Raw genomic sequence first — 18,112 nt, 5'->3', positions numbered from 1 at the left:
CGCGGGTCCATCTAGATCAAATGCCGCTTCTGCAGCGGCTCGAAACAAAATGGTCGGGTGCGCGGCAAACCGCGCACCCCAACTTTTTTACTCTGCCGCGTCAGGCAAAGCCTGCTGCTCTTGCTGGCGTGTATCGTCCAGCTCGACATTGAGACCGAGCGAACGCATTTCCTTGACGAGAACGTTGAAGCTCTCCGGAATACCGGCCTCGAACGTATCGTCACCGCGGACGATCGCTTCATAGACCTTGGTACGACCGGCGACGTCATCGGACTTGACCGTGAGCATTTCCTGCAGCGTGTAGGCCGCACCGTATGCTTCCAGGGCCCAGACCTCCATTTCACCGAAGCGCTGACCGCCGAACTGGGCTTTACCACCCAGAGGCTGCTGCGTCACGAGCGAGTATGGTCCGATCGAACGGGCATGGATCTTGTCGTCGACCAGGTGGTGCAGCTTCAGCATGTAGATGTAGCCGACAGTCACCTGACGATCGAAAGTTTCACCCGTACGTCCGTCATAGAGCGTGGACTGACCAGAAGCCTTCAGACCCGCCTGCTCCAGCATCACGTTGATGTCCGGCTCATGCGCACCGTCAAACACCGGCGTTGCAATCGACACGCCGCGCTTCATCTGCTCACCAAGACGAACGATGCTCTCGTCGTCATAGTTGCGGACTGGCTCGTTCCGGTCGTTGTCGGGGATGATCGACTCGATCGTCGCCCGCAGCGGCTGGATATCGCCCTGACCACTGGCCGCATACTGTGCCTTGTAGGCTTCGATCAGATCACCGATCTTCTTGCCCATTCCGGCGCAGGCCCAGCCCAGATGCGTTTCCAGAATCTGGCCAACGTTCATGCGGCTTGGCACGCCAAGCGGATTGAGCACGATGTCGACATGCGTTCCGTCTTCGAGGAACGGCATATCTTCAACGGCGGCAATGCGCGAGACAACACCCTTGTTGCCGTGACGGCCAGCCATCTTGTCGCCTGGCTGGATCTTGCGCTTCACAGCAACAAAGACCTTGACCATCTTCATGACGCCCGGAGGCATCTCGTCGCCGCGCTGTACCTTCTCGACCTTGTCCATGAAGCGCTGTTCAAGCAGCTTCTTGGAGTCGTCGTACTGGTTGCGCAGAGCTTCGATTTCGCCCTGAAGCTTTTCGTCCTCGACGGCGAACTGCCACCACTGGGAACGCGGGTGTTCACCCATGACTTCCGTCGTGACAACAGTGCCCTTCTTGAACGACTTCGGTCCGGCAACGGCAGGCTTGCCATTGAGAACGTCAGCCAGACGGCCATAGACGTTGCGGTCAAGAATAGCCTGTTCGTCGTCGCGGTCCTTGGCCAAACGCTCGATTTCCTCGCGTTCGATCGCCATGGCGCGTTCGTCCTTTTCAACGCCGTGGCGATTGAAAACGCGAACTTCCACAACCGTACCGTAAGTCCCGGGCGGCATGCGCATCGAGGTGTCACGGACATCGGAAGCCTTTTCACCGAAGATGGCGCGCAGAAGCTTCTCTTCCGGCGTCATCGGGCTTTCGCCCTTCGGCGTGATCTTGCCGACGAGAATGTCGCCGGGCTGAACTTCCGCACCGATGTAAACGATACCGGCTTCGTCCAGGTTCTTCAGGGCTTCTTCCGAAACGTTCGGAATGTCGCGCGTGATTTCTTCCGGTCCGAGCTTCGTATCGCGGGCCATGACTTCAAACTCCTCGATGTGGATCGAGGTGAAGACGTCATCCGAAACGATCTTCTCAGACAGAAGGATGGAGTCTTCGTAGTTGTAGCCGTTCCAAGGCATGAACGCGACGAGCACGTTGCGGCCGAGCGCCAGATCGCCCAGGTCCGTCGAAGGACCGTCGGCAATGATGTCGCCCTTTTCGATCCGGTCGCCAACACGAACCAGCGGACGCTGATTGATGCAGGTGTTCTGGTTCGAACGCTGGAACTTCATCAGGCGGTAGATATCGACGCCTGATTTGCCCGGTACGAGATCTTCCGTCGCACGGATAACGATACGCGTCGCATCGACCTGATCGACGATACCTGTGCGGCGTGCACCGATGGCCGCGCCGGAGTCACGGGCAACGATCGGCTCCATGCCGGTACCGACGAACGGTGCCTCGGCGCGAACCAGAGGTACGGCCTGACGCTGCATGTTCGAGCCCATCAGAGCGCGGTTGGCGTCGTCGTTTTCCAGGAACGGAATGAGCGCTGCGGCAACCGATACGAGCTGCTTCGGCGACACGTCCATCAGATCCACGTTTTCACGCGGAGCCATCAGAACTTCACCCGCATGACGGCAGACAACGAATTCGTCCGTGAAGGCGCCGGAAGCGTCGAGTTCCACATTGGCCTGCGCCACGTGATACTTGGCTTCTTCCATCGCCGAGAGATAGACGACGTCATCCGTGACCTTGCCGTCAACGATCCGGCGGTACGGGCTTTCGATGAAGCCGTACTTGTTGACCCGGGCAAAGGTTGCGAGCGAGTTGATCAGACCGATATTCGGGCCTTCCGGCGTTTCAATCGGGCAGATACGGCCGTAATGCGTGGGATGCACGTCGCGGACTTCGAAGCCGGCACGCTCGCGGGTCAGACCACCGGGTCCAAGTGCCGAAAGACGGCGCTTGTGGGTGATTTCCGAAAGCGGGTTGGTCTGATCCATGAACTGCGACAGCTGCGAGGAGCCGAAGAATTCGCGAACGGCAGCGGCTGCCGGCTTCGCATTGATCAGGTCCTGCGGCATCACGGTGTCGATTTCGATGGACGACATGCGTTCCTTGATGGCGCGCTCCATGCGGAGCAGGCCAACGCGGTACTGGTTTTCCATCAATTCGCCGACCGAACGCACGCGGCGGTTGCCGAGATTGTCGATGTCGTCGATTTCACCGCGACCGTCGCGCAGATCGACCAGCATCTTGACCACGGCAAGGATATCTTCCTTGCGCAGGATGCGGACGGTGTCTTCCGCATTCAGGTCGAGACGCATGTTCATCTTCACGCGGCCAACAGCCGAGAGATCATAGCGCTCGCTATCGAAGAACAGCGACTTGAACATGGCTTCCGCCGAGTCGATTGTCGGCGGCTCACCGGGACGCATGACGCGGTAGATGTCGAACAACGCGTCCTGACGGCTCTCGTTCTTGTCGACGGCCAGCGTGTTGCGGATATACGGTCCGATATTGACATGGTCGATATCGAGAACGTTGATCTCTGCTACACCCGTGTCGAGCAGAACCTTGAGGGTCTTCTCGTCCAGCTCGTCACCGGCTTCGAGATAGACTTCACCGGTCTCCATGTTGACGATGTCTTCGGCAAGATACATGCCGAACAGGTCGTCTTCCGTTGCCTTGATGAACTTCAGGCCCTTTTCAGCAAGCTGCTTGGCAGCACGGGCTGTTAGCTTCTTGCCGGACTCGAGAATGACTTCACCGGTATCGGCATCGATAACGTCGGTTGTCGCCTTGAAACCGCGGAAACGATCGACGGAGAACGGAATGCGCCAGGTGTCGCCGTCACGGCTGAACATCAGCGAATTGTAGAACGTCGACAGGATTTCTTCGCTGTCCATGCCCAGCGCCATCAGCAGCGATGTCGCAGGAATCTTGCGGCGGCGGTCGATACGAGCATAGACCACGTCCTTGGCATCGAACTCGATGTCAAGCCAGGAACCGCGGTAAGGAATGACGCGCGCAGCAAACAGCAGCTTACCCGACGAATGGGTCTTGCCCTTGTCGTGATCGAAGAAAACGCCCGGCGAACGGTGCATCTGCGAAACGATGACGCGCTCGGTACCGTTGACGATGAACGTGCCGTTATCGGTCATGAGCGGCATGTCGCCCATGTAAACGTCCTGTTCCTTGATGTCCTTGATCGACTTGGCGCCCGTATCCTCGTCAATATCGAACACGATCAGGCGCAGCGTGACTTTCAGCGGTGCAGCATAGGTCAGATCGCGCTGACGGCATTCGTCAACGTCGAATTTTGGAGCTTCAAATTCATACTTGACGAATTCAAGCATGGAAGCGCCGGAGAAATCCTGGATCGGGAACACAGACTTGAACACAGCCTGCAGACCTTCATCAAGACGCCCGCCTTTCGGCTCCTCAACCATGAGGAACTGATCGTAGGAAGCCTTCTGAACCTCGATGAGGTTCGGCATCTCTGCGACTTCAGGGATCTTGCCGAAAAACTTGCGTACGCGCCTACGACCGTTAAAAGTATGGGTCTGAGCCATCGTCGCTCCTCGTCTTTGCGCCAGCGGAAACTGGCATGTTTCTTAAAACCGCTTTTGCGGCCCCGTGAACGGGACAAAACCCGTTTCCTGAAAGCATCGGAATTGCCGTCAGGAAAAGGGTTCAGTACCGGGTTGCCCAAAAAGGGCAGATCAGCGGACAGGGCTTGTCGCCCTGCCCGCCAAAAATGTTGGACTTACTTGAGTTCAACCTTGGCGCCAGCTGCTTCGAGCTGTGCCTTGATCTTGTCAGCTTCGTCCTTGGTAGCAGCTTCCTTGACTGGCTTGGGAGCAGCTTCAACGAGGTCCTTGGCTTCCTTGAGGCCGAGACCGGTGATAGCGCGCACTTCCTTGATCACGTTGATCTTGTTAGCGCCGGCTTCGGTCAGAACGACGTCGAATTCAGTCTTTTCTTCAACGGCTGCAGCAGCTGCACCGCCGCCAGCGGCAGCAGCAACAGCAACAGGAGCAGCAGCAGAAACGCCCCACTTCTCTTCCAGAAGCTTGGAAAGTTCAGCAGCTTCCAGAACAGTCAGGTTGGACAGGTCGTCTACGATCTTTGCGAGATCAGTCATTTTGGTTTTCCTTTACAAGGTTCGATATATTGACAGCGAGAACGGCCTTATGCCGCTTCGTCCTTCCGGGCATAGGCGCCGAAAACGCGGGCAAGCTGGCCTGCCGGTGCGTTGACGATCTGAGCGATGCGCGTTGCTGGTGTCTGGATCATACCAACCAGCTTTGCACGCAACTCGTCGAGTGACGGCAGTGCGGCAAGAGCCTTCACGCCATCAGCGTCGAGAGTTGTTGCTCCCATCGAGCCACCGAGGATGACGAGCTTCTCGTTACCCTTGGCAAATTCGATGGCGATCTTTGGTGCCGTAATCGGATCATTCGAATAGGCAACAAGTGTCTGACCTGTGAACAGGTCAGAAATGCCTTCCGATTCCGTGCCCTGAAGAGCGATCTTGGCAAGGCGGTTCTTCGCGACTTTAACGGTGCCACCAGCATCACGCATCTTGGAGCGAAGATCGCTCAGCTGCGCAACGGTGAGACCGGTATAGTGGGCCACGACAACTGAACCGGAGTCCTTGAAGACGCCGTTCAGCCAAGTGACAAATTCGCGCTTTTCCGCTTTTTCCACTGTCTCTCTCCATTTGGCAGAAACGCACGGTGCGTCCCTGCCGGGTTGCCTTTTGTTGCAAGGCTTCAATCCGAAAACTGAAACCAAACAACACTTGAGGATCCTGTCCCCCCTGCTTCGCCGGAAATCCGGCTGCAAGCGAAAGGCAACTACGGTTCGAACCTTGTCTCGGTGGATTTTTCCACCCTAACAAAGCTGTTCCACGTCTCATGCAGGCTCATGACAATTAAGGCGAGCCACCTGCAATCTCGGACAGGATAACCGGACTTTCATCCGGTTATCCAGGCCCCGAAAGGCCTGGAATTCTTTAAAACCCGGACGGTTAGGTCCGAGACTTCACGTCGGTTGTTACGCAGGGCGCACAGTCGACGGATCAACCTTGACGCCAACGCCCATCGTCGAAGAAATCGCGACGCGCTTGACGTATTCACCCTTGGCGCCTGCCGGCTTTGCCTTGGTGACGGCATCGGTGAATGCCTTGATGTTTTCTTCCAGCGCCTTGACATCGAACGATGCCTTGCCGACGCCGGCGTGAACGATACCGGCCTTCTCGACGCGGAACTCGACAGCGCCGCCCTTGGAAGCCTTGACCGCCGCCGTAACATCCGTCGTTACGGTGCCGACCTTCGGGTTCGGCATCATGCCGCGCGGGCCGAGAACCTTACCGAGACGACCGACGAGCGGCATCATGTCCGGAGTGGCAATGCAGCGATCGAAATCGATCTTGCCGCCATTGACGATCTCGAACAGATCTTCCGCGCCAACAATGTCAGCACCGGCCTTCTTGGCTTCTTCAGCCTTGTCGCCGCGAGCGAAAACAGCAACGCGAACCGTACGGCCTGTGCCGTTCGGCAGATTGACAACGCCGCGAACCATCTGGTCCGCATGGCGGGGATCAACGCCGAGGTTCATCGATACTTCGATCGTCTCGTCGAACTTGGCAATGGCACGTTCCTTGACCATGGCAACAGCCGAAGTCAGATCATAGAGCTTCTCGCGGTCAACGCCTTCACGAACCTTGGCTACACGCTTTGATACTTTTGCCATCGTCTCAGCCCACCACTTCCAGGCCCATCGAACGGGCAGAACCTTCGACCATGCGCATGGCGGATTCGACATCCGCTGCGTTCAGGTCTTTCATCTTCGCCTGCGCGATTTCACGGACCTTGTCGCGCGAGATCTTGCCAGCAATCACCTTGCCTGGCTCTTTCGAACCGGACTTCAGGTTTGCAGCCTTCTTGAGGAAGTAAGACACCGGCGGCGTCTTCATCACAAAAGTGAAGGACTTGTCCTGATAGTATGTGATCACGACCGGAATGGGCGAGCCCTTTTCCAGTTCCTGCGTGGCCGCATTGAAGGCCTTGCAGAATTCCATAATGTTGATGCCACGCTGACCAAGTGCCGGTCCGATGGGAGGAGACGGCGTTGCCGATCCTGCCGAAACCTGCAGCTTGAGCTGGCCTGCAATTTTCTTAGCCATAACTTCTCTGCCTTATCATTATGCCGGAAAACCGGCGGTTGCAGTTTGGTGGTACGGATTGAAGACCCGGCTAAAGGTCACCTCACCTCCCACCATTCGCCACTGACGTGGCTGGCCGCCCGTCGGGCGGCCGATTGATCAGATCTTTTCGACCTGGCCAAATTCCAGATCGACCGGCGTAGCGCGGCCGAAAATCGAAACTTCCACCTTGAGGCGCGAACGCTCTTCGTCGACTTCCTGAACGACACCGTTGAACGAAGCAAACGGACCGTCGGCAACACGAACGCTTTCGCCGATCTCGAACGAGATCGAAGCCTTCGGACGCTCGACACCTTCCTGAACCTGCATCAGGATCCGATCGGCTTCCTTGTCGGAAATCGCAACCGGCTTGTTGTCGGAACCGAGGAAACCCGTCACTTTCGGCGTATTCTTGATCAGATGATACGCATCATCCGTCAGATCGGCACGAACAAGGACATAACCTGGGAAGAACTTGCGCTCAGCATCAACCTTGCGGCCACGGCGCACTTCAACCACCTTTTCGGTCGGCACGAGAATCTTCTCGAAAAGATGCGACAGACCCTTCTGCCTCGCCTTTTCTTCGATCGACTCGGCGACCTTCTTTTCAAAGTTCGAATAGGCGTGAACGATATACCAGCGCGCGGTCATTCAAATTTCCTTGTCAGCCTGCGTTAACGACCAAGACCGAGAACGAGATCAATCCCGAAGGCCATCAACTGATCAGCTGCGAAGAAGAAAATCGCAGCAAAAAACGCCATCACCATCACCATAGCGGTGGAAATGAGCGTCTCACGGCGTGAAGGCCAGGTGACCTTTGCCGTTTCCGCGCGCACTTGCTGAAAAAAACTTATCGGGTTTGTCTTGGATGCCATTTACCGCTCGTGCGTGTCATGTTGTTGTAAACTCAATATGTTGTCATGGTAACAACACGCTTTGTTCACACCATTACGGCCCGTAAAGCTGATCGTTCAGCTCCACGCACCGCGTGTCTGTTGATGTTACATAGAACCGATTCCGGTAAAACACAAGTCCCCGGTTTCGTTTCTTTCCAAACATCTGTCAGCACACCATCCAATCGTGTGCGGGCAGACTATGAGTGGCAGGGGAGACAGGATTCGAACCTGCGACCTACGGTTTTGGAGACCGCCGCTCTACCAACTGAGCTACTCCCCTACAGTCCGGGGCGTACATTCCACAAAGCGCTACGCTTTTCAAGCCCCTATTCCCGCCGCGCGCCGCTTTATGAGAGATTCGTCGCGTGACGCGCAGATTTGACGGTTTTCCCGCGCCGGCAGAGATGAAAGCCGCTGCCTTTTCTCAGGCTTTCGGTGAAACAGGCTTCAGTTCCACACAGTTGCCGGGCTTTGGATCGCGGTTGCAAATTCTGCCGGCAGTGAATGCACGAGAATCACCCTCGTCCGTCGCAAATTTAAAATCCGACAACTCGTTATACTGCAGTATGTAGATATCGCTGGCGGAAACGGCAAGCATCCGGTCGACGAGGCTGGGTTTGACGCCCATCTCCACGAAATAGGCAACGAGTTGCTTGCGATAGCCTTTACGCACCTCCGTGGTTTCATACGTCCCGGTAGGTTTCCGGCTGACAACTTTTCGATCAATGATTTTCTTCTTGCCGTTCACGATCCTGTAGCGCGTCTGATAGGTAATCATGAGATTTGTGACCGTGGTGGTGATCTGGTGAATCCCGACCCGCGCCTCATATCCGGCCAATCGCTTTAAGCCGCCGGCGGCAAAAAACGGACAGGCGGACAGACAAAGCCCACCGCCCGGAAAAGCATAACCGGCGTAAGCCCCATCGGCAAAATCGGGTTTGCAACTCTTCGGGCCTGGCGTGCATCCCAAATACATCGTCTTGCCGATGGCAACGTCCAGACCACGCTTGCGGATGATCCGCCCCATCTCGATGGCGGCATTCACGGCGCCTCCCCTCGAGTCGATCACAAGCGGCAGCCGCCGCTTGCCGGCCTGGTTCAGGATTTTCCGCAGCTTTGCAGGCGTATCGGGCTTGATCGTCCCCGTAGCCGCAATCCATTCCGGACAATTCGGTTTGCAAACCTCCACGTCGGCGCGCACAATCGCAAACACCATAGGACTATCAGCCACGAGAAGATTCGACTGATACGTGTCTGGTAGTGGTTGGATCGGTTCTGGTCTGGGGATATTTCCCGCTTGCGGCGAAAAAAGCGGAGCATAGGCGGGCACACCCGCCACACAATTCTTCGTCGGATTGCAAATGGACGCGCGATCCGGCGTCCATGCCGGGCATGACATATCGCAGAAGGGACCGGTGCTGGGCGCGGATTGCCCTGGAGCGCTATAGGACGGGCCGGTCAGGTCAGCATCGCGCAGGATCGGTTGCACCGTCGTTGCCGATCCCGAGGCAAGGCCGAGCGGTGGTGGAACATATGGCTGGCTGGTCGAGCCCGGGCCGGGCAATGCGGGCCGTTCGGCATCCGCGGCAAGCAGCGCCGTTGTCAAACCTGCAAACAGAGCAAAAGCGAGGCTGAGAACAATCAATAAACGGGAAAAGCCATCGTGGCAGCGCAACCGGCAATCATCGAACGCAACTTTCGTCAACGCCATGCTCTTCCCCACAAGCCATTCCCCTGCCTATCTATAAGCGGAACGGCTTCGCTATCAATGGGGTGTCAGAAATATCAGTCCATTCTCGAAACAATCTTGGAACCGGCAGATTTGAGCTCGACACAGTTTGCGGCCTTGGGCTCCTGCTCGCAGATGCGCGTGGCCGCGAGATCGCTGACATCCCCTGTTCCCGACACGAGCTTGAACGCAACCAGTTCATCCTGCGTCAGAACCGAGATATCCTTGGCCGGAATCGACAGCATCCGGTCGACAATGGCCGGGTCGATGCCCATGCCGGTGAAATAGGCGAGCAGCTTCTGGCGATATCCCTTGCTGAGATCGGTGCGTTCATAGGAGCCGGCAGGCTTGCGCCCGACGATCTTGGTATCAAGAATCTTCTTCTTCCCGTTCACCATCCGGTAGCGCGTCTCATAGGTGATGCGTGTCTGCGTATAGACCTGCGTGATCTGGTGCACGCCGATCAGGGCCCAGGGGCCGACAAGACGCTTTTCGCCCGCTGCGAAGATATAGGGACAGGCGGAGAGGCAATAGGCGCCCGCCGGATAGGGAAACCCGGCATAGGCCCCATCGGCATACCGATCGGGCTTGCACTTCTGGTCGGGGCTGCATCCTTCAAAGCGGGTTCTGCCGATGGCAATGTCGAGGCCGCGTTTGCGGATCATACGGCCGACCTGCATGGCCGCATCCACATTGCCGCCATTCGATTCCATGATGATCGGCAGGCGCCGTTTGCCCATGACCTTCAGAATTTTGCGCAGCTTGGCCGGCGTGTCGTCCAGTATGGTGCCGGAGGCCCATATCCATTCCGGACAGGCGGGCTCGCAACTGGGCACCGCGCTGCGGACAATGGCAAAGCGCATGGACTGCAGGACGGGTGCCCCGGCCTGCTTCTTTCCCGCCAGAACGGGCGCGACAAGCGCCAGTTGGAGCACCAATGCCAGGAGAACACAGGCAGCCATGCCTGAAAGAACGCTGCATCCGGCCAAACGATAACCAAACATGTCAATCCCGATAACTGCCAATCGCCCGCTGCCGGATCGCGGCGGTATCCTTGGAGCCAATATGCTCTGTTGTGGCAAGGATAGACCAAGGGTCCGGACGGGTAAACAGAAAGCGGTTGTCCTTTCGCCGCAGGCGCGTTGAAGCGCCGCGATCCCGATAAGTATACAATTGAAACAAAGTGTGAATTGACGCGTCATAGGATTGTCATGCTCACGTCATGCATTTACGTCATCACATTTTCGTGAATTCAACCTGTCCCTTCCCGCGACCGGGCCCGGCATCGACCGGCGGTCACGGGGATTGGCGAAAGAGATCAAAATGGACGCGCGCCAAACGATCAAAATCAAATCCTCGTTCTCGAAGCCATTGCAGCATATTGCCATGACGAGCATGCTGTCATTCTATTCAATCGGGGTCGTTATCTATGAATTGCTCGGCAGTGAGCCGGAAAACCTGATCGAGTACATCGCCTGTGCCGGTTCGGTGGTTTTCCCGCTTCTGACGGCCCGCCTGGTCTGGCGGCTGCTCAAGACCCGCGATGCGATCACCATCTCGCCGGAAGGCCTGTGCGACAGGCGCCTGGCCGACGAGACCATTCCCTGGAAGAACATCAACGACGTGGCGTCATGGAATGACAACCGCGAACAGACAATCGTACTGGGTATCGATCCCCATCAGGTGGATCAGCTCGGTCGGGGCATCAAATCGAGGATCGTCCGGGCATCGCTGTTCCGCATGCCGAAGGGCATCTACATCGATGGCCGGGTCCTGTCGATCGACTTCGATCGCCTGTTCGAACTCGTTGCCGCTTACCATCGCACCTACGGCAAACCGAAATCCGTCTGATTTCATCAGGCAATAGCTGCAGGCAAACAAAAAAGGCGGCCACTGGCCGCCTTTTCCGTATTCAACTTGTCTTGCGACAATTACTCGATGATCGAAGCGACGATGCCTGCACCTGCCGCGAGGCTTTGCCTCGCAACTTTTAGTGCGGTTGGTCGCAACGGGATTGCTTCGATCACTCGATGATCGAAGCAACAATCCCTGCGCCAACCGTGCGGCCACCTTCACGGATAGCGAAGCGCAGCTTCTCTTCCATTGCGATCGGCACGATCAGCGTCACATCAACCGAGATGTTGTCGCCGGGCATGACCATTTCCGTGCCTTCCGGCAGCGTCACCACGCCCGTCACGTCGGTCGTGCGGAAGTAGAACTGCGGACGGTAGTTGGAGAAGAACGGCGTATGACGGCCACCTTCGTCCTTCGTCAGGATATAGGCTTCTGCCTTGAACTTCGTGTGCGGCTTGACCGAACCTGGCTTGGCAAGGATCTGGCCGCGTTCGACGTCTTCACGGCCAACGCCGCGGATCAGCGCGCCGATGTTGTCGCCGGCCTGGCCCTGGTCGAGCAGCTTGCGGAACATTTCAACGCCGGTCACCGTCGTCTTCGTCGTCGGCTTGATGCCGATGATTTCAACTTCTTCACCAACCTTGACGATACCGCGTTCAACGCGGCCCGTCACAACCGTACCACGACCCGAGATCGAGAAAACGTCTTCGATCGGCATCAGGAACGGCTGGTCAACCGGACGCTCCGGTGTCGGGATGTACTTGTCGACTTCCGCCATCAGCGCGCGCACGGCGTCTTCGCCGATTTCCTTGTTGGAATCTTCCAGTGCGGCCAGCGCCGAACCCTTGACGATCGGCACATCGTCGCCCGGGAAGTCGTACTTCGACAGAAGCTCGCGCACTTCCAGTTCAACCAGTTCCAGAAGCTCGGCATCGTCAACCTGGTCGACCTTGTTCAGGAAAACCACGATCGCCGGAACGCCAACCTGACGGGCCAGCAGGATGTGCTCGCGCGTCTGCGGCATCGGGCCGTCGGCAGCCGATACAACCAGGATCGCGCCGTCCATCTGCGCCGCACCGGTGATCATGTTCTTCACATAGTCGGCGTGGCCGGGGCAATCGACGTGCGCGTAGTGGCGCGCGGCCGTCTCGTACTCGACGTGCGCCGTCGAAATGGTGATGCCGCGCGCCTTTTCTTCCGGTGCCGCGTCGATCTGGTCGTACGCCTTGTATTCACCGAAATACTTCGTAATCGCTGCCGTCAACGATGTCTTGCCATGGTCAACGTGACCAATCGTGCCGATGTTGACGTGCGGCTTGTTACGTTCAAACTTGCTCTTAGCCATAGCTGTCGTTCTCTCGTCATCACAACCGGTCTAGGGCCGGTACCATGTTTGTAGCTCAGACGAGACAGCAAGCCGTCCGTCAGCTCAGTCGCCCGCCCGGTCTGATCAACCGGATCGGATTGGTTTCGTCTTGTTCATGCTCGTTCATATGGGGACACATGAGCGGCGTGCAATGCTCAAGACAAAAATCGAAGAGCACCCCTGCGCGCTCACGCGTGCACGCGGTGCTCTTGCAAATCTGGAGCGGGTAGCGGGAATCGAACCCGCATATTCAGCTTGGAAGGCTGCTGCTCTACCACTGAGCTATACCCGCACATATTACAGTGCCGTGCGTGCGAAACGCACTGGAACCACCGTAACATTTTCAACGGCGCACAAGCCATACCAAAACCAGTTCCGGTTTTGGCTTGTGCATCAGGCGCTCGGTTCCGGCAGTGGTGGAGGAGGTTGGATTCGAACCAACGTAAGCCAAGCTAACGGATTTACAGTCCGTCCCCTTTAACCACTCGGGCACTCCTCCGGTCACTACCGATAGAACCGCGCCATCAGGCACTCTGCAAAACCAGCTGCCGGATTTGTTTTCCAGCGGCGGCTTGCGGGTGGCCTTATGCCGACTAGCTTTCGTGGTGTCAACAGTCTGCGGAAGAAAATGACGGGTCCTGTGAAAATCATTGTCCCCGGCCGTTCGCCGGCACGGCCACGGCGATCAAAGCGGGAGCATCTGCATTTTCGCCAAGAAGCATATATCGCCGGGCGGCATGAAGGGTTATAGGTTGCGGCATGAGCGAAGAAAAACCATCCCGTACACCCAAAGATTCCCACTATGCCACGCTGCGCCGCCAGTTTCGCGACAAGAAGGCCGGAGGGCCGCCGCAGGCCCAGCGCCCCACGCGGCCCGCTGCGGAAGGCACACAGGCGCCCGAAGGGCTCGTGCGCCTGTACGGCCTGCACACGGTGCGCGCCGCGCTGGACAACCCCCAGCGCCAGATCAAGCGCATGCTGGTGACGAAGAATGCCCTCGACCGGCTGGAGATCGCTGATTCGTCCGCCCTGCCCTTCGATGTCGATATTGTCGATCCGCGTGCGATTGATCGGGAAACCGGCTCCGAAGCCGTGCATCAGGGCGTCATGATCGAAGTCAAGCCGCTGAAGACCCAGTCGCTGAAGGCTTTGAAAGACAGCCAGCTCCTGCTGATTCTCGACCAGGTCACCGATCCGCACAATGTCGGCGCGATCATGCGGTCCGCCGTTGCCTTCGGTGCCGGTGCCATCGTGACCACCGCCCGCCACAGCCCGCAGGAATCGGGCGTCCTGGCCAAGGCCGCATCGGGCGCGCTTGAACTCATTCCGCATATCGAGGTGCGCAACCTCGCCGACGCCATCCACGAACTGCACGAGCTCGGCTTTGCCACCATCGGTCTTGATTCGGAAGGCCCGCTCGAACTCGAAAAAACCATGGCGCATGACCGCATCGCGCTGGTTCTGGGCGCCGAAGGCAAGGGATTGCGGCAGAAGACCCGTGAAACGGTGACCCACCTCGCCCGTCTCGACATGCCCGGCGCGATCAAATCGCTCAATGTTTCGAATGCCGCAGCCATCTCGCTGTATGCGGCGCAGCGGTTTCTGAGCACAAAAGCCGGATAATCCGCGCCGCCGAACAAAAGAATCGGCGGACCGAATAATTTTCACCGCTGCGGTGTTCATTCCACATCAGGGTAGCCCCTCCCCAGGGGCTGCTTGTGCGATGGAGTGTACCGATGCTGCGAAATGATGCGGAATCCTATGGCGTGGTGACGATCCTCTTCCATTGGATCATTGCCGCCATTTTCCTTGGACAGATTCTGCTGGGCTATCTGATGGTCCGCACCGGCAATTACGCCCTGCAGTTCAGCCTTTTCCAGTGGCACAAATCCCTGGGCTTTCTCATTCTGCTGCTCTCGGGCGTGCGGCTTCTCTGGCGGATGGCAAATCCGCGACCGCGTGCGCCCGACAGCATGAGCCGGATCGAACGCGCCGCGGCGCATGTGGCGCACGCGTTCCTCTACGTCGCCCTCTTTGTCATTCCGTTGACCGGATGGGCGCTCGCCTCCAGTTCGCCTTTGCAGATACCGACCTATGCTTTCAATCTGCTGGTGATACCGCCCTTGCCTCTGGCAATCTCGGATCAGGCCGAAGCATTCTGGACGGCCAGTCATGCCTGGCTCGCCTATCTCTCCGCCATTGTTGCTGCCGCGCACATTCTGGCAGCCCTGCACCATCACTTCTGGAAAAAGGACACTGTCCTCCTGCGCATGCTCGGCGCACGCCGCCCGGCTTCCGTTCGATCGCGCACCGATCCCCTGCGCATTGCAAACAAGGATACTCGATCATGAAAATCGCCCGGGCTTGCATCAGTGCCGTTCTCAAGGCCGTCATACCACTTCTGCTTGCCATAGCGCCTGCACTGGCAAATGCCGACACGCTGGCCGATGTGGCAGGCCGTTACAAGATCGATGCATCGTCCCGCATCGGCTTCGTCGTCGCGCAAATCGGCGGCGGCGGCATATCGGGCGACTTCAAGAAGTTCTCGGGCGTATTCTCCTTGAACAATGGCGATATCAGCCGGTCGAGCATTGAGTTCACGCTGTTTCCGGAAAGCGTCAACACCGGCCAGTCGCGGATCGAAAGTTTTCTGCGTTCCGACGCGGTGTTCGACGCGCAGAACTTTCCAACCGTCACCTTCAAGTCAACGCATATCACCCAGACCAGCCCAAACACGGCGACAATCGACGGAATATTGACCGCCCGCGGCAAGAGCAGCCCGGCCAGTTTCCAGGCCAGCCTTGCCACCCATGACCGCAACGCCATCGTCTTTCATGTCGAAGGCAAGGTAATGCGCTCCAGATACGGCATGGATGTCGGCACGCCGATCTATTCGAATGTCGTGCAGTTCAACATGACCATCCACGGCCAGCGCTGATGAACCGGCGAGAGCCGCCTCAATCCTTGTCGCCGGCCTTGTCGCCGGCGAGTACTTTCGCCGCGATCGATGAAGCTCCGGCCTCATCGCTCTTCTTCGGCGCATAACCGAGAATCTGCCGGACCCCCTTGGACGAAAAGGGTTGCGCCAGCTGGCCAAGAAAGCTCTTGGCCACCTTGCCGCTGATGCCGATATCGACAGGCGATGGCCGCGGCGGATTGAAATAGGTCCCCAGAATCTGATCCCACAGCACCAGATTCTCACCGTAATTGGTGTTGCCTTCCGACAATTCCTTGGAATGATGCCAGCGATGCAACCGTGGCGTGCTGAGAATCCAGTCAAGCGGTCCGGTGCGCACGTCGACATTGCAATGGGTCAAAAGCCCGGTAAACGCGGTCACGGCGCTGATCCACAGGAACACCGGCAGCGGTGCACCGAGCAGATAGAGCGGTATCTGGCTGAGAGCGATCTTGAACAGCGAATCGATCACATGGAAGCGGCCCGTGTTGACCACCCACAAACGCTCGACACTGTGATGCAAGGCGTGAAACCGCCAGAGTGCCAGTTTTTCATGGGCCAGCCGGTGCGCGATATAGAGCCCGAATTCGGCGATGATCAGGCCGAGGACGACCTGGATCGCCAAGGGCCACGCGCTCGGCCAGATATGTGCCGACGTGCTGAGCACCGGCTGGGCGACGATGGCCACAAGCATGGGAAACGATGCGCCAATGGCCGCGGCGATCTGCACAGCGCCCTTTGTCAGCAACGTATGGGCGATGTCATTGAAGGTTTCGCCGTCGCGTTTCAGCCAGGTTTCCTCGTACGGCATGATCCGTTCGAAGACAGCAATGAGCGCCACCACCGAAAAATACACCACATTGAACCACAGAAGCGGCGCTTGCGTCTGAAACGCCGCATAGGTTCCGACGAGACCGACGCAATAGAACAAGGGCCACAATGAATAGGAAAGTGCTGCGTAGAGCCATGAATTCCTGGGGATCAGCATAGGATTATCCCCCCGGCATGAATCATTGCTATCAACCTGTATTCGATGTTTGTCGCAGTCATAATGGGTTCACGTCGTTTTTCATCGGCTCAATTTCTGGCGCCCGCAGGATGCCGCTTCATCTGAAAAGCAGGTTGCGAGGCATCGGTCAAATTCTGATCAGCAGATCAAACCGGGTTGCTGCCGCAATCGGGTTGTCACCACATTAGATTGCAAGAACATTGCATAAAACCCCGTTTGTCCGATTGCCAACCGGAACTTTCGTCCCGTGGCGGCGTTGCCTTGGCGCTGCTCTCCATGCTGGTTGCCCGGTCCGGCCTACCCTATCTGGGTCGCCGGATGCCTCAGCTCAAGGCCTTTGCAAGAAAAGGCAGGCTTACATCCATGCGATAATCGACAGCCGAATGATTATCGTCAAACTCGTCATAACGGTGAACGACGCCAAGCCGGTCAAGCGTCCGATGCACCCGGCGCGACCCGTAGAGAATGTTGTACTGGTCCTTCGTCCCGCAATCGAAATAAACCGCTTTCCGTTTCGCCAGATTGTGACCATGCGTTTCCGCCAGCCGCGCCGGATCCCAGGCCAGCCAGTTCGCCCACCGCTCCTCGATCAGTTCGCAGGTTTCCAGATCGACGGGCAGCCGCAGCCCCAGGAAGGCCTGCGGATCCGGATCGAATGTTGCCGCCTGGGCCAAAATCATGATGACCAGCGTATCGCTGTCGCTCTTTTTCGGTTTCGCCTCGAAAGCCTTCATCCATGCTTCAATGGAGAGATCATGTTCGGCAAGCGCCCGCAGCACGCCGGGAAATTCCGGCAGATAAAGCTGTTCAAACCCCGCATCGCCGGAGTGGCTTGCCGCCGCAGACCAGATATCGGACCGCCGCATGGCATGCACGTGCGTGCCATAGCCGCCTGAACTCTTGCCGAAAACCCCGCGCTTGCCGTCACCGCCGCAGCGGAACCGCCCTTCGACCGCCGGCAGCATCTCGTCGATGAGAAAATCCTCCCAATTGCCCATTGCCGCGCTGTTGATGTACTGGTTGCCGCCGAGCCGGGTAAAGCAGTCCGGGAAGGCAACGACGACCGGAGGCATGGCGCCCGAACCGATCAGCCGGTCAAGCCGTTCCGGAACGTTCTCGCCAAAACCCTTCCAGTTGGTGTGCGCGGGACCGCCGGCGGTGAACCCCACAAGATCGACAAGCAGCGGCAGACCGGTGCCGTCATGCCCGGCGGGCACATAGACATCGACCACGCGAGCGGTCGGATCGCCCAGCAGATTGTTGCGAAGGGAAACACCGTCGATGATCAGTCGATGCACGGTTCCGGCGGGATGATGGGTGGCACGCATGGGGAAAACCTCTGGAATGGTGACCGGCGACTTCCATTGCATGGAACGGATTCGCCCGGCCAAACGTGATCCCGCTGCGGCACGAAGGCAAGCCTCTTT

At 57.8% G+C, this 18,112-nt stretch carries 16 protein-coding genes and 3 tRNA genes; 4 read left to right on the top strand and 15 right to left on the bottom strand.

Going from position 1 to position 18,112, the window contains the following annotated elements:
• Positions 1–87: 87 nt before the first annotated feature.
• From rpoB to J1W56_RS10715, 10 genes are all read right to left on the bottom strand, one after another.
• Positions 88–4,239, bottom strand: a complete 4,152-nt coding sequence (gene rpoB, locus J1W56_RS10760; protein ID WP_223613255.1) for a DNA-directed RNA polymerase subunit beta — start codon at positions 4,237–4,239, stop codon at positions 88–90.
• Between the two features lie 194 nt (positions 4,240–4,433).
• Positions 4,434–4,811: a 50S ribosomal protein L7/L12 gene (rplL, locus tag J1W56_RS10755; protein ID WP_223613254.1), complete on the bottom strand. Its 378-nt coding sequence runs from the start codon at positions 4,809–4,811 to the stop codon at positions 4,434–4,436.
• A gap of 47 nt (positions 4,812–4,858) precedes the next feature.
• On the bottom strand, positions 4,859–5,377 hold the full coding sequence (gene rplJ, locus J1W56_RS10750; RefSeq protein ID WP_105732675.1) for a 50S ribosomal protein L10: 519 nt from the start codon (positions 5,375–5,377) through the stop codon (positions 4,859–4,861).
• Between the two features lie 348 nt (positions 5,378–5,725).
• A complete protein-coding gene (gene rplA / locus J1W56_RS10745; RefSeq protein ID WP_182552812.1) occupies positions 5,726–6,424 on the bottom strand; it encodes a 50S ribosomal protein L1 in 699 nt (232 codons plus the stop codon).
• A 4-nt stretch (positions 6,425–6,428) separates the two neighbouring features.
• Positions 6,429–6,857, bottom strand: coding sequence for a 50S ribosomal protein L11 (rplK, locus tag J1W56_RS10740; RefSeq protein WP_223613253.1), 429 nt, complete (start codon positions 6,855–6,857; stop codon positions 6,429–6,431).
• Between the two features lie 138 nt (positions 6,858–6,995).
• Positions 6,996–7,526, bottom strand: coding sequence for a transcription termination/antitermination protein NusG (gene nusG, locus J1W56_RS10735; RefSeq protein ID WP_223613252.1), 531 nt, complete (start codon positions 7,524–7,526; stop codon positions 6,996–6,998).
• 23 nt (positions 7,527–7,549) lie between these two features.
• On the bottom strand, positions 7,550–7,750 hold the full coding sequence (gene secE / locus J1W56_RS10730; RefSeq protein WP_091886799.1) for a preprotein translocase subunit SecE: 201 nt from the start codon (positions 7,748–7,750) through the stop codon (positions 7,550–7,552).
• Positions 7,751–7,975: 225 nt separating this feature from the next.
• Positions 7,976–8,051 (bottom strand) — tRNA-Trp (locus J1W56_RS10725).
• A 144-nt stretch (positions 8,052–8,195) separates the two neighbouring features.
• Entirely contained in the window at positions 8,196–9,482 is a 1,287-nt protein-coding gene (locus J1W56_RS10720; RefSeq protein ID WP_223613251.1) for a hypothetical protein, read from the bottom strand.
• Between the two features lie 74 nt (positions 9,483–9,556).
• On the bottom strand, positions 9,557–10,504 hold the full coding sequence (locus J1W56_RS10715; protein WP_223613250.1) for a COG3904 family protein: 948 nt from the start codon (positions 10,502–10,504) through the stop codon (positions 9,557–9,559).
• 319 nt (positions 10,505–10,823) lie between these two features.
• Here J1W56_RS10715 and J1W56_RS10710 point away from each other — a divergent pair, with 319 nt between their 5' ends.
• On the top strand, positions 10,824–11,351 hold the full coding sequence (locus tag J1W56_RS10710; protein WP_223613249.1) for an STM3941 family protein: 528 nt from the start codon (positions 10,824–10,826) through the stop codon (positions 11,349–11,351).
• A gap of 172 nt (positions 11,352–11,523) precedes the next feature.
• On the opposite strand, the gene tuf is transcribed toward J1W56_RS10710, so the two are convergent.
• From tuf to J1W56_RS10695, 3 genes are all read right to left on the bottom strand, one after another.
• The gene (gene tuf, locus J1W56_RS10705) at positions 11,524–12,699 is read right to left on the bottom strand and encodes an elongation factor Tu (protein WP_223613248.1); all 1,176 of its coding nucleotides are present in this window, start codon (positions 12,697–12,699) and stop codon (positions 11,524–11,526) included.
• 239 nt (positions 12,700–12,938) lie between these two features.
• A tRNA-Gly gene (locus J1W56_RS10700) sits at positions 12,939–13,012 on the bottom strand.
• A 122-nt stretch (positions 13,013–13,134) separates the two neighbouring features.
• Positions 13,135–13,219: transfer RNA gene (locus tag J1W56_RS10695), tRNA-Tyr, on the bottom strand.
• A 260-nt stretch (positions 13,220–13,479) separates the two neighbouring features.
• On the opposite strand from J1W56_RS10695, the gene rlmB reads away from it, so the two are divergent.
• From rlmB to J1W56_RS10680, 3 genes are all read left to right on the top strand, one after another.
• Positions 13,480–14,343: a 23S rRNA (guanosine(2251)-2'-O)-methyltransferase RlmB gene (gene rlmB, locus J1W56_RS10690; protein WP_223613247.1), complete on the top strand. Its 864-nt coding sequence runs from the start codon at positions 13,480–13,482 to the stop codon at positions 14,341–14,343.
• Positions 14,344–14,456: 113 nt separating this feature from the next.
• A complete protein-coding gene (locus J1W56_RS10685) occupies positions 14,457–15,071 on the top strand; it encodes a cytochrome b (protein WP_223613246.1) in 615 nt (204 codons plus the stop codon).
• Complete coding sequence (locus tag J1W56_RS10680) at positions 15,068–15,658, top strand: YceI family protein (protein WP_223613245.1); 591 nt, start codon at positions 15,068–15,070, stop codon at positions 15,656–15,658. The genes J1W56_RS10685 and J1W56_RS10680 overlap by 4 nt, the downstream gene beginning before the upstream one ends.
• A 19-nt stretch (positions 15,659–15,677) precedes the next feature.
• Here J1W56_RS10680 and J1W56_RS10675 read toward each other — a convergent pair whose 3' ends face one another.
• Together J1W56_RS10675 and J1W56_RS10670 are read right to left on the bottom strand one after the other, a co-directional pair.
• A complete protein-coding gene (locus tag J1W56_RS10675) occupies positions 15,678–16,664 on the bottom strand; it encodes a sterol desaturase family protein (protein ID WP_223613244.1) in 987 nt (328 codons plus the stop codon).
• Between the two features lie 344 nt (positions 16,665–17,008).
• A complete protein-coding gene (locus tag J1W56_RS10670) occupies positions 17,009–18,013 on the bottom strand; it encodes an alpha/beta hydrolase (RefSeq protein ID WP_223613243.1) in 1,005 nt (334 codons plus the stop codon).
• Positions 18,014–18,112: the final 99 nt, after the last annotated feature.

The organism is Phyllobacterium calauticae, from assembly GCF_019991125.1.
GTDB lineage: Bacteria > Pseudomonadota > Alphaproteobacteria > Rhizobiales > Rhizobiaceae > Phyllobacterium > Phyllobacterium calauticae.
The sequence above is the reverse complement of the archived record's forward strand: the minus strand, read 5'-3'. Positions and strand labels throughout refer to the sequence as shown.